The 14,262-nt window shown below is 68.9% G+C and carries 16 protein-coding genes and 2 pseudogenes; 8 read left to right on the top strand and 10 right to left on the bottom strand.

Features of this window, described 5'->3' with window-relative positions; all coding sequences use genetic code 11:
- On the top strand, window positions 1-330 hold a 330-nt coding region (gene soxY, locus AAG801_RS33075; protein ID WP_341892224.1), incomplete at its 5' end, for a thiosulfate oxidation carrier protein SoxY.
- Window positions 331-347: 17 nt separating this feature from the next.
- Window positions 348-659 (top strand): thiosulfate oxidation carrier complex protein SoxZ, encoded by a 312-nt coding sequence (gene soxZ / locus AAG801_RS33080; RefSeq protein ID WP_341892225.1) that lies wholly within the window; start codon window positions 348-350, stop codon window positions 657-659.
- 21 nt (window positions 660-680) lie between these two features.
- On the opposite strand, the gene AAG801_RS33085 is transcribed toward soxZ, so the two are convergent.
- Both AAG801_RS33085 and AAG801_RS33090 read right to left on the bottom strand, forming a co-directional pair.
- Window positions 681-944, bottom strand: a complete 264-nt coding sequence (locus AAG801_RS33085; protein ID WP_341892226.1) for a hypothetical protein — start codon at window positions 942-944, stop codon at window positions 681-683.
- On the bottom strand, window positions 941-1,384 hold the full coding sequence (locus AAG801_RS33090; protein WP_341892227.1) for a rhodanese-like domain-containing protein: 444 nt from the start codon (window positions 1,382-1,384) through the stop codon (window positions 941-943). Before AAG801_RS33090 ends, AAG801_RS33085 begins: the two co-directional genes overlap by 4 nt.
- 234 nt (window positions 1,385-1,618) lie before the next feature.
- Here AAG801_RS33090 and AAG801_RS33095 point away from each other — a divergent pair, with 234 nt between their 5' ends.
- Both AAG801_RS33095 and AAG801_RS33100 read left to right on the top strand, forming a co-directional pair.
- Complete coding sequence (locus AAG801_RS33095) at window positions 1,619-1,867, top strand: hypothetical protein (RefSeq protein WP_341892228.1); 249 nt, start codon at window positions 1,619-1,621, stop codon at window positions 1,865-1,867.
- Window positions 1,868-1,931: 64 nt separating this feature from the next.
- Window positions 1,932-2,989 (top strand): annotated as a pseudogene (locus AAG801_RS33100) (transposase).
- Between the two features lie 231 nt (window positions 2,990-3,220).
- Here AAG801_RS33100 and AAG801_RS33105 read toward each other — a convergent pair.
- The 7 genes from AAG801_RS33105 to AAG801_RS33135 all read right to left on the bottom strand — a co-directional run bounded on the left by AAG801_RS33105 (window position 3,221) and on the right by AAG801_RS33135 (window position 10,122).
- On the bottom strand, window positions 3,221-5,686 hold the full coding sequence (locus AAG801_RS33105; RefSeq protein ID WP_341892229.1) for a cation-transporting P-type ATPase: 2,466 nt from the start codon (window positions 5,684-5,686) through the stop codon (window positions 3,221-3,223).
- Between the two features lie 48 nt (window positions 5,687-5,734).
- A complete protein-coding gene (locus AAG801_RS33110) occupies window positions 5,735-6,613 on the bottom strand; it encodes a cytochrome c3 family protein (RefSeq protein WP_341892230.1) in 879 nt (292 codons plus the stop codon).
- On the bottom strand, window positions 6,610-7,194 hold the full coding sequence (locus AAG801_RS33115; RefSeq protein WP_341892231.1) for a hypothetical protein: 585 nt from the start codon (window positions 7,192-7,194) through the stop codon (window positions 6,610-6,612). The genes AAG801_RS33110 and AAG801_RS33115 overlap by 4 nt, the downstream gene beginning before the upstream one ends.
- Complete coding sequence (locus tag AAG801_RS33120; protein ID WP_341892232.1) at window positions 7,194-8,435, bottom strand: 2Fe-2S iron-sulfur cluster-binding protein; 1,242 nt, start codon at window positions 8,433-8,435, stop codon at window positions 7,194-7,196. The genes AAG801_RS33115 and AAG801_RS33120 overlap by 1 nt, the downstream gene beginning before the upstream one ends.
- Before the next feature lie 147 nt (window positions 8,436-8,582).
- A complete protein-coding gene (locus tag AAG801_RS33125) occupies window positions 8,583-8,747 on the bottom strand; it encodes a hypothetical protein (protein WP_341892233.1) in 165 nt (54 codons plus the stop codon).
- Between the two features lie 17 nt (window positions 8,748-8,764).
- Window positions 8,765-9,049 carry a hypothetical protein gene (locus AAG801_RS33130; protein ID WP_341892234.1) on the bottom strand — a complete coding sequence of 95 codons (285 nt, stop codon included), beginning with the start codon at window positions 9,047-9,049 and terminating at the stop codon, window positions 8,765-8,767.
- 662 nt (window positions 9,050-9,711) lie between these two features.
- A complete protein-coding gene (locus AAG801_RS33135) occupies window positions 9,712-10,122 on the bottom strand; it encodes a DUF302 domain-containing protein (RefSeq protein ID WP_341892235.1) in 411 nt (136 codons plus the stop codon).
- A 186-nt stretch (window positions 10,123-10,308) separates the two neighbouring features.
- Here AAG801_RS33135 and AAG801_RS33140 point away from each other — a divergent pair, with 186 nt between their 5' ends.
- From AAG801_RS33140 to AAG801_RS33155, 4 genes are read left to right on the top strand one after another with little or no spacing between them, the layout of a single operon-like run.
- On the top strand, window positions 10,309-10,908 hold the full coding sequence (locus tag AAG801_RS33140) for a TetR/AcrR family transcriptional regulator (protein ID WP_341892236.1): 600 nt from the start codon (window positions 10,309-10,311) through the stop codon (window positions 10,906-10,908).
- Window positions 10,905-12,095: an efflux RND transporter periplasmic adaptor subunit gene (locus AAG801_RS33145; protein ID WP_341892237.1), complete on the top strand. Its 1,191-nt coding sequence runs from the start codon at window positions 10,905-10,907 to the stop codon at window positions 12,093-12,095. The genes AAG801_RS33140 and AAG801_RS33145 overlap by 4 nt, the downstream gene beginning before the upstream one ends.
- Window positions 12,092-13,291, top strand: a complete 1,200-nt coding sequence (locus AAG801_RS33150; protein ID WP_341892238.1) for an ABC transporter permease — start codon at window positions 12,092-12,094, stop codon at window positions 13,289-13,291. Before AAG801_RS33145 ends, AAG801_RS33150 begins: the two co-directional genes overlap by 4 nt.
- A gap of 1 nt (window position 13,292) precedes the next feature.
- The gene (locus tag AAG801_RS33155) at window positions 13,293-14,000 is read left to right on the top strand and encodes an ABC transporter ATP-binding protein (protein WP_341892239.1); all 708 of its coding nucleotides are present in this window, start codon (window positions 13,293-13,295) and stop codon (window positions 13,998-14,000) included.
- A gap of 14 nt (window positions 14,001-14,014) precedes the next feature.
- On the opposite strand, the pseudogene AAG801_RS33160 reads toward AAG801_RS33155, so the two are convergent.
- Window positions 14,015-14,262: pseudogene (locus AAG801_RS33160) on the bottom strand (hypothetical protein); the annotation flags it as partial.

A 14,262-nucleotide genomic window follows, 5' to 3' on the forward strand; every position in this document is an offset into this window, starting at 1 on the left:
GACCTGATGAAGGCGCTGGGCACCTCGGGCCCCACCGAGAGCAAGGACGTCACCATCACCGGCCCCGACATCGCCGAGAACGGCGCCGTCGTGCCGGTCGGTGCCGCCACCACGCTGGCCGGCGTCAAGCGCCTGCTGCTGCTGGTCGAGAAGAACCCCAACATGCTGGCCGCGCTGTTCGACGTCACCGACGCCGTCGAGCCCAACATCTCCACGCGCGTCAAGATGGGCCAGTCGTCCAACGTGATGGCCGTGGCCATCACCGCCGACAACAAGGTCTTCTTCGCCCAGAAGGAGATCAAGGTCACGCTCGGCGGCTGCGGCGGCTGAGCGACGAGGAGCAGACCATGGCAGACCCGATGCGCATCCGCGCCCAGGCCGCCGGTGACAAGACCACCGTGCGCGTGCTGATGAGCCACGAGATGGAAACCGGCCAGCGCAAGGACTCGGCGGGCAAGCCGGTGCCGGCCTGGTTCATCCAGGAGGTCACGGCCGCGCACAACGGCAAGCCGGTGATGAGCGCCCAGTGGGGCCCGTCGGTGGCGAAGAACCCGTTCCTTCAGTTCGTGCTGAAGGGCGCCAAGGCCGGCGACAAGGTGACGATCATCTGGACCGACAACCGCGGCGACAAGCGCAGCGACGAGGCCACGGTCTCCTGAGATCGGCAGCTGCGGCGGCGTTCACGGCGCTGATCGCGCCGACCGGCCGGTGGGGCACAGCGCATTGCGCGGCTCTTCGCCGTGCAGGTACTGGCGTTCTTCCTCGTCGGTCGCGGGGCGAACCGATACGAGTTGCGCCTGACGGCCGAACAGATCCGCCAGTTCCGCCTGCGCGAGCTCGCGGGCGTCGGCCTGGCTGGGGTAGGCCTTGAACCATCGCCGAGGCCGGCCTTCGTGGCGGTAGTCGACCACCCAGACCGCCGACGTCCGGAAGAGCTGGATCATGCGGGTGGGGCAGCCTGCAGCTTCTTCCAGGCCTGGAAGCCGCCCGCCACCGACAGTGCCTTCGGATAGCCCAGCGAGCGCAGCAGCGAAGCCGCCGTCAGGCTGCGCCGGCCGCTGTTGCACACGCACAGCAGCAGGTGGTCGCGCGCGTGGTGCAGCTGGTTGATCGTCGTGAAGAAGGTCTTCGCGTCGATGTCCTTCGGCTGACCGGCATCGAGGATGTCCTGCTCGTCCTCGGTCAGCGTGTGGCCGAGCATCAGCTTGACCTCGAACATCGGGATGTGCACGGTGCCGGGGATGGCGCCCTTCATCTCGATCTCGAAAGACTGCCGGATGTCGATCATCGTGGCCAGCCCGAGGCGGCACAGTTCCAGCGCCGTGGGCAGGGTGATCTCGAGGGCGGCCTGGTCGCCGGGCGCCCGGGTGTCGTCAGTGTTCACGCGTCACCCCGCTGCTGCAGACCGGGCGAGCCCGATGCGAGAGACCATCGTCTGCGGGCCAGGCACGGCCGCGGGCAATCGGCCCGGGACTGCCTGGTGAATCCATGAATGCCATGCATGCGTCGCTCCTCTGCTCGCGCTGCATCGATTCTGCGCCGGCTTCGGCCGGATGGCGCGGCGCGCGCATGCCGATCGTGGTGGATGTCGGCTTCGGTGACGCCATCGAGCCCCGCGGTGGAAGACATCGGCCTTCTGGTGCTGCTGGAGGTGCCTGCGCCCTACGTGCGCGCCTATCCGCAAGAGACGGTCATCACGGAGAGGCTGCACGCGATGGTCGTGCCGGTTCTGGCCGATGTCCGCATGAAGGACGACTGCGACGTGTGGATGCTGACGAACACGCTCGACATCGATGGGGGCTGCTCGTGGCGCGCCGTCGAGGCGCCCTTGTGCGTACCCCGTCCGCACCGGGTCGCGGCTGTGTGAAAACGCGTTGATGCCTTGAGGGTGCTCGCCCAAATTGAGGCGACACCACAGAGCGGGCCGCAGCATGAAGCGATTCATCGAAGGCGAAGAGCGAAGCCAGATCACGTTGCTGCCCGAGTGCCTGGACGACTACGTCGCCGAGGAGAACCCATCCGGGTTGTCGACGCCTTCGTCGAGGAACTGGAACTGCACAAGTTGGGCTTCGAAGGTGCGCAGCCTGCGGCGACCGGGCGGCCGTCGTATCACCCGGCGGTCCTGCTCAAGATCTACATCTACGGATACCTCGACCGCATCCAGTCCAGCCGGCGCCTGGAGCGCGAGGCCCAGCGCAACGTCGAGCTGATGTGGTTGACCGGGCGCCTGGCTCCGGACTCCAAGACCATCACCGACTTCCGCAAAGACCACGGCGACGCGATCCGCAAGGTCTGCCGCGAGTTTGTCCAGTTGTGCCGGCGGTTGTACCTGTTCACCGACGGCAAGCTGCAGGCGAGGATCGAGCAACTCGAGCAAAGCATCCGGCGCTACCTGGTCGAGCTCGACCGTGCCGATCGCGACGCGAGCGCCGTGCTGCCCAGCCGGGTGACTCACCTCAAGGAGAAGATCGCCCACGTCAAAGAACAGATGCGGGCACTCGGCCAGATCGGCGATCAGATGGAGGCCAGCGAGGATCATCAGATCTCCCTGACCGACCCGGACGCACGATCCATGGCCACCAGCGGGCGCGGTACCGGCATCGTCGGCTACAACGTGCAGACCGCGGTCGATGCGAAGCACCACATGATCGTCGCCCACGAAGTCACCAACGTCGGTCACGATCGGGCCCAGCTCGCGGCCATGGCCAAGCTGGCAAAGCAGGCAATCGGCCAGCCCAAGCTGAACGAGGATGTGCTCGACGCGGTGCAGGAGCGGCTGGATGCCTTACCCGAGGCAGCGCGGCTGCGTCGACAGACGGTCGAGCATGTGTTCGGAACGCTGAAGTCCTGGATGGGCTCGACGCACTTCCTGACCAAGACACTGCCGCGCGTACGAACCGAGATGAGTCTGCAGGTACTGGCCTAGAACACGAAGCGGGCGATCAAGGTTCTCGGGACCGCGCGGCTGATCGCTGCGATGAGGGCGTAGACCGCCCCGACGAGGCCCCTGCGAAGCCGCGCCACACACGCGTGGCCGGCCCGGACTTCAGTCGCGCTCGCGTTCGGCGTCTGCACACGGCCTCGACCCATTGCAGACGCCGCCGGCCGGCCGAAGCGGTCAGTCGAGGTTGAACGCGTTGTCCTCACGCCCGGCCCACGCGGGGCCGAATGAGGGCCCCGGACGTGCAGCCGAGCTGACGGGCCAAGGTCTGGACGCCCTTCAATCCGGGTGCCGGTTCAGCCGTGAGGCCACCAGGAAGGTGATCGCGACCGAAGCGGCGAAGGCCGACGCCACCAGTGCCCAATCGGCGGCATGCAATGGCCGAAGATGCAGCAGTCGGCTGAGCCAAGGGATCTGCACGAGCGTGCCCACTGATGCGAGTGTCGCGACGACGAGCCAGCGGGCTGCGACTTCGCGCAGCCACGTCAAACCGGCGGTGGCGCCGGCGCTGGCAGCCAGCAGCACGCTCATCGCCATCGCGCGCGCGTGCTCGACGTCCCGGTCCGCGCCGAGCGCGTGGAGATAGCTCCAGACCACCGCCACGCTGGCGATCCCGCCGGCCAGGACGATGACCCCCCAGGCGCCGGCAGAGAAGAAGTGCGCCCGCCGCAGCCGCTGCACCGGTGCGAGCGGACCGACCGCAGGCAGGTCCTGGAAGGCCAGCATCGCGGTCGGATGGATGACAAGTTCCAGCCACACGATGTGCACCGGCAGGAACAGCAGTGGCAGGTCCATCAGCGGGATGGCCGCTGCGCCGATCACCAGCGGCAGGTGGACGAGCAGCAGGTAGGCGAAGGCGAGCCGAAGGTTCTGGAACAGCTGGCGGCCCTCGGCCACCGCATCGACGATCGTCCTGAAGTTGTCGTCGAGCAGCACCACCGGTGCAACCTCGCGCGCACTGCGCGTGCCGCGCTCGCCCATCGCCACGCCGACGTCGGCCAGCCGCAGCGCGGGCACGTCGTTGACGCCATCGCCGGTGACGGCGACCAGCTCACCCTGCGCCTGAAGGGCCTGCACGAGGTCGAGCTTCTGCGCCGGCGTCGCTCGCGCCACCACGTGCACGCCGGCATGCCGTCGAAGCACGGCGCCGGCATCGTCTTCGGGAGCCAGGGTCACGACGTTCGGCTGCGCGCCGCCGAGCCCGATCTCGCGCGCGATCGCCGCCGCGGTGGCGGGATGGTCGCCGGTGACCATGAGGACCCGCATGCCCGCCGCCATGCAGTCGGCGACGGCCTCGCGCACACCCTCGCGAACAGGGTCCTCGAAGGCCAGCAGGCCGGCGAACCGGAAGCCCGTCTCAGGCTCGCCGCCGATGCTCGTGGCGTCATCCAGACCGCGCCGGGCGCAGCCGATGACCTTGTGGCCCGACTGGGCGTAGGCCTCGACCCGCGCGAGCCAGCCGGCTCGTTCGAGCTCTGGCAGCCCGCACATCGCCAGCACGGTCTCCGGGGCGCCCTTGGTGAAGGCCGCCGCCTCTTCGCCGTCACGGCGCAGCACCACCGTCTCGCGACGCCGCGCTTCCGTGAATGGGAAGTCGGCCAGCCGCGTCGCCGGCGGCAGCGGCCCCGCCGCACTTTGCAGCGCCTGATCGAGCGGGTCGCCGCTGTCCGGCCGCGAGGCGAAGGCGGCCACCTGCAGCAGCGAGTGCTGGTCGAATCCGTCGGCGGCAGCCCGGTGGGCCAGCACCAGCGAGCCGGCGGTGATCGTTCCGGTCTTGTCGGACACGATGCAGCTGACGCGGCCGATGTTCTCCACCGCCACCGCGCGGCGCACCAGGGCCTTGCGGCGCGCCAGGCGGAACACGCCGACGCCGAGGAAGAAGGTGTAGACGACCGGGAACTCCTCCGGCAGCGCGGCCACCGCCAGCGTCAGCGCGCTCATCAGCGCATCGATCCAGCCGTGGCCATGCCACAGCCTGATCGCGGCCAGCACCACGCACATCACCACTGCCAGCCCGATCAGCACGGCCACGAGTTCGCCGATGGCCTTCTGCAGCGGCGTCGCGGCGTGGCTGCCTTCGGTGGCGGAGCGGACGATCTCGCCGTAGCGCGTCTCGCCGCCGATGAAAACGACGCGCAGCAATGCCTTGCCGGTCAGCAGTCGTGTTCCCGCGGTCCCCCAGTGCTCCTCGGACACGCTGGCGGGCCCCGGCGTCGCCGCATCGAGGGCGCGCTTGGCCACCGGCAGCGATTCCCCTGTCAGCGTCGATTCGTCGGCCTGGAGGCCGGTGCCGGCCACCAGCAGCCCGTCGGCCGGGAAATACTCGCCCGGCGTCACCTCCACCAGATCACCGGGTACCAGTTCCCGCGACGGGACGCTGCGCCACTGCCCGTCGCGCAGCACCTTCGCCGAGCTGGCCAGCCGGCTGGCCAGCCCGGCCGAGGAGGCGGACGTGCGCCGGTGCAGGTAGGCATCCATGCCGAGCAAGGGCGCCATCGCGACGAGCAGCGTGAGCGACTCGGTGACCTGACCGAGCAGGCCGAACAGGCCCGCCGTCAGCAGCAGGAACCACAGCATCGGGTCGCGCGCCGTGTCGCGTGCGACGACCCACCAGCCGCCGGAGGCCGGCGCCACGATGTCGTTGAAGCCGTAGCGGCGCTGGCTCTCCACCAGCGGCGCGCTCAGGCCCTGCGCGCCGGGGGGCAGGGACGCCAGGCGCTCGAGCGGGACGTTGCGTCGGCTCATCAGGCCTCGGCTCCGCGCGCGGACGGCCGGGGCCGGTGTTGGCGCGGGTCAGTCACGCTCGCGTCCGCCCCGATCCCGGCCACGCCCCTTCTCCGGCTCGACACGCGGGTCGCGGTGGCACTCCACGCAGTTCTGGAAGTCGCGGATGCCTTCTTCGAGGTGTTCTGCGCGCACCTTGGCCTCGGAGTGTTCGTGGCAACCGTAGCAGGTGTAGCGGCTGTAGTCGTTGTTGCGGTGGCAGGTGTCGCAGGGCGCCTCGTGGTCGCGATCGAGCACGAAGTACTTGTCGTGGTCGAAGGTTGCCGGCTTCCAGGCCTCGGTCTTGTGGCAACTCTTGCAGCTGCCCTTGATCTGGCGGTGCAGGCGGTCGGTCGGCGCGTTGTGGCAGCTCTCGCAGCGGTCGAGCACGGCCGGCGCCAGCAGCTGGTGGTCGAAATGCGCCGGCTTCCAGGCCTTGTCGCCGTGGCACTGGCTGCACTCCACCTTCAGGTCGCGGTGCACGGTGTCCTTCGGGGCGGCGTGGCAGGTGGAGCATTGTTCCTTCACCGCCACCTTGAGCAGCGCGTGCGAGAAGGGCTTGCGGCTGCGCTTGGTGAGCTTCGGCCCCTGGTGGTCGCTGTGGCAGGCCATGCAGTCCTGCTCGATCAGCTCCTGGTGGAACGAGACCTTGACGGTTCGCGACGGGATCGGCACACCCTTGGTGGTCTTGAGGCCGACGTCGGCCATGGCGTGGCACTCGGTGCAGCGCGATGTCGAGGCGCCGCGCCAGGCGGCGTGGCAGGCGAAGCAGTCGGTGGCGAGTTCCTCGTGACCCTTCACCAGCGGGCCGGGGCTGATCATCAGGTGCGGGTAGACAAAGGCCAGCGCCACAAGCACCACCAGGTTGAGCGCGACGACGATCCACAGGATGGGCGGCCGCTTCTTCACTGCCAGCCCCAGAACAGGAAGATCGCCACGATGTGCGCCGTGGCCAGCACCGCGAAGGCCAGCGTGATCGGGAAGTGCACCACGCGCCACTGCTTGACGGCGTCGAAGGTCAGGCTGTCCCAGTAGAGCTGGTCTTCGAGGTCGGCCTCGGGCAGGCCGCGGGCGCGCATGCGCTGGCGCGCTTCCTCCATCCGCCGCCGGGATCGGTCGAGCAGGAACTTGCCGGTGAGGCCGCTGCCGACGTTGATCAGCATCGCCCACACCGCCAGCCAGCCGAGGATGGCGTTGAAGTGCACGCCGGCATGCACCAGCACCAGCAGCGAGCCCAGCCAGGCCAACAACTCGTGCCAGCGCAGCAGCTTGGCGGGGTGGCCGCTGCGGATCAGCTTGCGCTTGCGCAGCGAATAGGCGGTGGAGCCGATGATGAGCAGCGTGCCCGGGATGCCGAGCCAGCGGCCGACCCACAGCAGGTCGAACAGATGCAGCAGACCATCGAGCGCGAGGGCGAGTACGGCCAGCAGGGCGAAGCTGGCCACGAAGGGCAGCACCTCGCGCTGAAACAGTCGGGCCTTCAGCGGCATCAGGCCTCCAGCACCAGCGGGGTGGCCGGCCGGCCGACGCACAGCAGGCAGTGGCCGGCCGCGACGTCGTGGTCGGGCGTGTGCTCGTACTGCACCGCGCCGTCGAGCAGGCGCGTCTCGCAGCTGCCGCAGCCGCCCGACCGGCAGCCCGACTCGACCTCGATGCCGTGGCGCTCGGCAAAGTCGAGCAGCGAGGCGTCCCGGCCGTCCCACGCCAGGCTGCGGCCGGAACGCTGGAACTTCACCTCGACCACGGCGACCACCGGCGCGGCGGCTTCCGGCGCCCCCGGCAGCTTCACGGAGGCTGGCCCGAACGCCTCGTAGTGGATGTCGGCGACGGGCACGCCCCACTCGGCCAGCGCGGGCACCAGGGTCTGCATCATTGCCGGCGGCCCGCAGACATAGAACTGGTGCCGCCCGTGCGGCAGCGTCTGGCGCAGCAGTTCCACGTCCACGTGTCCCTCGTGCTGGTAGTCCCGTCCCGGCACATCGGCCGCCAGCGGTCGGCTGTAGACGACGTGCAGCCGCAGCGCCGGGTGCGAGGCCGCCATCTGCTCCAGCCCCGACTTGAAGGCGTGCTCGTCGCTGTTGCGCAGTCCGTAGTGGAGGTGCACCGGCCGCTGCGGCTGGTTGGCGATGCACCAGCGCAGCATGCTCATCATCGGCGTGATGCCGATGCCGCCGCCGATCAGCACCACGGGGATCGACGGATCAGCATCGAGGAAGAAGTGCCCCGACGGCGCCTTCACGCGCAGCACGTCACCGGCCCGGACATGGTCGTGGAAGTGGTTCGACGACAGGCCCGGAAGGAACTCCGGGTGATCGGGCGGCGCCGGCACGCGCTTGATCGTCACCCGGTACTGCGCCGGGTCAGGCCGGTCCGACAGCGAATAGCAGCGCGTGATGGCGCGCCGGGTCGGCTCTTCACCGACTGCGCCCGCGGCGAGATCGAGCGAGAAGGTCAGGAACTGGCCCGGCCGGAACGCGGGCAAGGGCTGGCCATCGACCGGCTGCAGGTGGAAGGAACACTGCGTGCGTGCAGCGTCCTCGAAGCGGCGCTCCGTGACGCGGAACTCCCGCCAGCCCTCCCAGGCCAACTGTGGCCTGTTCCTCGCCGCATCGGGCGGTGCCGGTGTCGCCGGCGCCGCCAGGCGGCGGCGCCGCACCACCACGCCGATGCCCACTGCCAGTTGCAGCAGCAGCGCCGCGGCAATCCATGCGAGCAGTTGTAGGGCTGTCATCGAGGCTCCGTGGCCTCGCCGACACTCGACGCGACACGAAAGGGCATGGACCGATTCTGGAACCCGCTGCTCCGTGCACGCTTGAGTGGCATCAAGCGTCGCTGCCCGGCGGTGGCTCTCGAAGGCCGCCGGGCAGCATCGCCGCGTTCAGGTCATGTGCGCGGCCGGCGCGCCGGCATCGAGCAGCGGTTCGCCGGGATGGTGCCCCAGACTCAGCGGCATCGACAGGAAGGCGATGAGCACCACGGGCACCAGCGTCATGGCGACAGTACAGGCGAGGCGTGCGAGAAAGTCGCGGAGATCGGCGTTCATGTCGTGCTCCTTCGCGCTCAGGCCGTGGGCGCCGGCTTGTACACGAGCTGCAGGCCGTGGCCGCGGCTGTAGTAGTAGTCGCCATTCGGGCTGATGACGACGGCGCGGGACTTGCGCACGTCGGTGAAGTACTGCCAGCCGTGGCCCGGTTCGCCAGCCTTGGGCGAAACGGCGACAACCTGCATGCCCGAAGCGACGGCACGATGGTCTTTCGGCACCTTGCGATGGTCGCCTGCGTGTGCGGCGAAGCCGATCGTTGCTGCCGCGATGCCGAGCGCCATGCCGATGTTGCTGAGCTTCATGATCGTTCCTTTCGAGCGGATCCAGTCGACGCTGACTGTTCGTCTACTTTGGCCGCCGGAACTTAGGAATGTCTGAGCGGCTTGCGCCGGCCGGCACCGAACTGCCGTTCGGCGCCCATGCGGGTCGTTCGAAGGGGAACTGTGCGAAGGTCCGATCCAGCATCGAGATTGACCGACTGCCCCGGGCTGACCGTGGCCCTCCTCGACTGGCTTCCGCCAAGCCATTGCAGCCCGCCAAACCTCGTGAAGGCCGTCGGTCCATGCCGATCATTCCGCGCAAGTCCCGACTCCTGTACAGACACACCCGCTGGTGCCGTGATCGCCCGTTGGAGTCTTGTGCACCAAGGGCAGAGCTCCTGACAGTGCGAAACGAGGCGTCGAGATGATTTCGCGTCAATCGGGGCTGGCTCGTCGTCCTGTCGGGCAATAGACGTTCTTGACCTCTTCTCCACGCAGGAACTGCGACTCTTCCTCGGCGACCCACTGCACCCGATCGCCATACAGCGATCGAAGTTCCTCTTGAACTTGTCCGTTGGGATCGCGCCCTTCGCGGAGCACCTTGAACCAGCGTCGTGGCCTTCCGTCGTGGCGGGAGTCAATGACCCAGGTGGTCGAGTTCCGGCAGAACGCCACCAGACGTCCCCTCGCCGCGTGTGCAGCCCTCAGACTGCCCGCGAAGTTTCGCCGCCCAAGGCTTCGCAGACGCGGCGCAGGCGGCTCTCCGCGTCGTCCGCGACCGTCTTCACCCCCGGCTTGCCGACCAGACCGACCATGGTCTGCGGATCCAGGAAGCCGACCACCACGCGGCCAGGGCCCTCCTCGCGGACGATCACATTGCACGGCAGCAGCAGACCGATGTCCGGCTCGGCCTGCAAGGCCTGGTGCGCCAGCGGCGGATTGCAGGCGCCCAGGATGCGGTAGGGCGGCATCTCGGCACCGAGCTTCTCCTTCATCGCGCGCTGGACATCGATGTCGCTCAGCACGCCGAAACCCTCGGCCTTGAGAGCCGCCGTGGTCTTGGCCAGGGCGTCGTCGAACGACAGGCCCGTGAGCGTGGTGGTGAATCCGTACATGTCAGACCTCTCGAGGCGTTGTGGCCGAAATGGCCGGGAAGAAGGGGCCGCCCGCCGCACCGACAGGTGCATGCCGTCAGTGTCGCGCAGCGGCGGTAGACGTGCACTTCTGGATACGGCATTGGGTATGCAGCAATCGGAGTATAGTGGTAAGTATCTGATGACTTACCGAATGCAGCGACCACCATGCAGACCCGTCTCTCCACCGAAGAACGCCAGGTCGAGATCGTCGAGGCCGCCTTGCGTCTGGCGCGCGAGTCCAGTCCAGCGCTGATCACCACCGCCGACATCGCCAAGGCGATCGGCGTCACGCAGGGTGCGGTCTTCAAGCACTTCCCCACCAAGGACGCCATCTGGCTGGCCTCCATGCGCTGGGTGCGCGAAACCCTGCTGCTGCAGCTGCAGGCCGCGGCGGACGAGGCCGCCACACCCCTGGACGCACTGGCCGCGATGTTCCGCGCGCACGTCGAGTTCGTCATCGCGCATCCGGGCGTGCCGAGGTTCATCTTCCACGAACTCCAGCAAGCCGCCGACTCGGCGGCCAAGCTCGAGGTGCGTGGTGTGCTCCAGGGCTACCGCACGCTGCTGCTCAGCCGCCTGGCCGAGTCGATCGAACAGCAACTGGTCAGCCCGGATCTGGATCCGGAGGCTGCCGCCACCGGCTTCATCGGCCTGATCCAGGGTCTCGTCATGCAGTCGATGCTGAGCGGGCGACCCGCGGCCATGCGCCAGCAGGCCAACGCCATCTTCGCGCTATACCGGCGCGGCCTCGGGGAGGCGCGATGAAAGTCTCAACGATCGGATCGCGCCGGCTCGCGCTGATCGCGCTCGGCGTTCTGCTGGTCGCGGCCCTGGCCTACGTGGTCATGCGGTCCGGCCCCCTGGCGCCGACCCGCGTCACGGTCGTGCAGGCCACCGAAGGTCAACTCACCCCCCAGCTGTTCGGCATCGGCACGGTCGAGGCTCGGCGCAGCTATCTGATCGGGCCAACGGCAGCGGGCCGGGTCCGGGCGGTCGTGGTCGACGTCGGCGACACGGTCAAAGCGGGCCAGCCGCTGGCCGAGATGGACCCCGTGGACCTGGACGAACGCACCGCCGCGCTCGACGCCTCGGTCGCCCGCGCCGGCAGCGCCATGGCCGCAGCCGAAGCGCAGCGCCGCGACGCCCAGGCCCGCAGGGAACTGGCGGTCGTCAATGCGCGCCGCTACGTTGAGCTGGGCCGACAGAACTTCATCAGCACCGGTGCCGTCGAGGCCAAGCTCCAGGAGCAGACGTCGGCCGACGCGCTCGTCACCGCTGCCGACGCCAACCTGGCCGCAGCCCGGCAGGACCAGCAGCGCGTGGCGGCCGAACGCGCCGGGCTGCGCCAGCAGCGTGCGAATGTGCGCCTGCTGGCGCCGGCCGACGGCGTGGTCACCAGCCGCGATGCCGAACCGGGCTCGACCGTCGTGGCCGGGCAGGCCGTGCTGCGCCTGATCGAGCCTTCGTCGCTGTGGGTCAAGGTGCGGCTGGACCAGGCACGTTCGGGTGGCTTGGCCGTGGGCCTGCCTGCCCAGATCGTGCTGCGCTCCAACCCGAGTCGAACTTTCCCGGGCAAGGTTGCCCGCGTCGAGGCCCTCAGCGACAGCGTGACCGAAGAGCGCGTGGCGCAAGTCAGCTTCGACCAGGTACCGGCCGGCCTGTCGGTGGGTGACCTGGCGGAGGTGACCTTGTCGCTGCCGCCGACCGCGAAGGCGGTGCTGCTGCCCAATGCCTCCATCAAGCGCCGGCAGGCGCAGACCGGTGTCTGGGTGATCGACGCAGGCACCTTGCGCTTCACGCCCGTGCGAGTCGGCCAGGCGAGCTTGGACGGCCAGGTCCAGGCGCTCGACGGCGTCAAGCCCGGCATGACCGTCGTCGTGCACAGCGAGAAGGAGATCGGCGAGCGCAGCCGCATCACCGTGGTCGATGCGCTCGCGGGGCGCCAGCCGTGATCAGCCTGGCCGGCAGGGACATCCTGCACTCCTGGAGCAAGTTCGTGCTGACCGGCATCGGCCTGGGCCTGCTGATCGGCGTGACCCTGACCATGGCGGGGGTGTACCGCGGCATGGTCGACGACGCACGGGCGCTGCTCAACAACAGCGGCGCCGACCTCTGGGTGGTGCAGCAGGACACACAGGGGCCCTATGCGGAATCGTCGAGCCTGCGCGACGACGCGGTGCGCAGCGTGCTGGGGCTGCCCGGCGTGGCGCGTGCTGCCAACGTGACCTACCTGACGATGCAGGTGCGGCGCTCTTCGGACGGGGAAGATGTCCGCGCCATGGTGGTGGGCTTCGAACCGGGGCAGCCGGGCGAACCGGGCTACCTGGTCGCCGGGCGGCACATCACACGCAGCCACTACGAGGCGGTCGCCGACGTGCGCACGGGCTTCACCCTGGGTGAGCGCATCCGCATCCGCCGCCACGACTACACGGTGGTCGGGCTGACGCGGCGCATGGTGTCGTCGGGTGGCGACCCGATGGTCTTCATCCCGCTGAAGGACGCGCAGGAAGCGCAGTTCCTCAAGGACAACGACGCCATCGTCAACGAGCGCGCCCGCACCGCGGCCAACCCGAGCCTGAACCGTCCTGGCGTGCCGGGGCTGCTGGAAGCCATCCAGGCCTCGCAGGCGAACAACCGCAACGTCAACGCCATCCTCGTGCAGGTGCAGCCCGGCGCCGACGCCGAGACGGTGGCCGAACCCGTGCGCCGGTGGAAGCACCTGGAGGCGTTCACGCGCGAACAGATGGAAGAGATCCTGGTGGCGAAGTTGATCGCCACGTCGGCCAGGCAGATCGGCATGTTCCTGGTCATCCTGGCCATCGTCAGCGCGGCCATCGTCGCCTTCATCATCTACACGATGACGCTGGGCAAGATCCGCGAGATCGCGGTGCTCAAGCTGATCGGCACGCGCAACCGCACCATCGCCGGCATGATCCTGCAGCAGGCGCTGGGCCTGGGCCTGATCGGCTTCGTCGTCGGCAAGGTGGCGGCGACCTTCTGGGCGCCCATCTTCCCGAAGTACGTGCTGCTGGAGCCGGGCGACGCCGTGCGCGGCCTGGTTGCCGTGGTGGCGATCTGCGCGCTGGCCAGCACGCTGGCGATCCGCGTCGCGCTGAAGGTCGACCCGGCCGCGGCGATCGGAGGCTGAGGTGGCCGAACTCGGCATCCGCATCGAGCATCTGCGCAAGCGCTACGGCGACGGCGACACCGCCGTCGACGCCTTGAAGGACGTGAACATGACGGTGGCGCCCGGCGAGGTGGTGGGCCTGATCGGCCCGTCGGGTTCGGGCAAGAGCACGCTGCTGAAGTGCCTGGGCGCGGTCATCGAGCCGAGTGGTGGCCGAATGGTGCTGGGCGGCGAGACCATCTACGACGACGGCTGGAAGATCCCCGACCTGCGCGCCCTGCGGCGTGACAGCATCGGCTTCGTCTTCCAGGCGCCCTACCTGATCCCGTTCCTCGACGTGACCGACAACGTGGCCCTGCTGCCGATGCTGGCGGGGCGACCGAACGCCGAGGCCCGGACACGCGCCCGCGAATTGCTGAAAGCCCTGGACGTCGCCCACCGAGCCAGCGCGCAGCCCTCGGAACTGTCTGGCGGCGAGCAGCAGCGGGTGTCGATCGCACGCGCGCTCGCCAACAGGCCGCCGGTGATCCTCGCCGACGAACCGACGGCGCCGCTGGACAGCGAACGCGCGCTGGCCGTGGTGCGCATCCTCGACCAGATGGCGGTGCAGTACCACACGGCAGTGATCGTCGTCACGCATGACGAGAAGATCATCCCGACCTTCAAGCGGCTCTATCACATCCGCGATGGACGCACGCACGAGGAGCGCGGCGAAGGGCGCAGCCTCTGACGGGCCGGCGCCATTCAGCGCGGCACGTAGAACATCGACTTCTCGAACTGAACGGCCGATGCTTCCGCGCCAGGGCTTTGCAGGGATTGCACACTGCTGACTTCGAACACCACGGGCACCGACCGGCCTGCAAACCCTTGAGCCACGGCGTAGGGCATGCGCAAGCTCACCGACATCGACGCCACGGCGGCCGGGGCGGCGCGCACCGGTGTCGCCAGGACCTCCAGCCCCTCGATGCCGGAGGCAGTGATCCGATAGGTCT

The sequence above is a fragment of the Variovorax sp. YR752 genome, from assembly GCF_943372545.1.